General features: G+C 44.9%; 1 protein-coding gene. It reads left to right on the top strand.

Annotated elements, in window-relative coordinates; translation table 11 throughout:
* Positions 1-245 (top strand): M24 family metallopeptidase (locus COJ96_RS25370; RefSeq protein WP_142333056.1); only part of this gene is annotated, 245 nt, incomplete at both ends.

Genomic DNA, 245 nt, shown 5'->3' with positions numbered 1-245 from the left:
GATTATGCTTCCGACAATGCTCGTACCATTTGTTACGGCAATGTATCAGATGAAGCAAAGCGCTTGATGGAAGCATGTTCTCTTGGATATGAAGAGTGCTTACAAAAAATTCATGCCGGTATGACAGGGATTGAGGCTGACCGGGTGATTCGTGAAGCGTTCAGAAAGTACGAGGTAGATGAATATTTAGTAGAAGTGAGTGAAGGTAGAACTGGTGCCCATGCGACAGGTATGGACCCTGAAGA

The sequence above is a fragment of the Bacillus sp. AFS073361 genome (assembly GCF_002567005.1).
Taxonomy (GTDB): domain Bacteria; phylum Bacillota; class Bacilli; order Bacillales; family Cytobacillaceae; genus Neobacillus.
The sequence above is the reverse complement of the archived record's forward strand: the minus strand, read 5'-3'. Positions and strand labels throughout refer to the sequence as shown.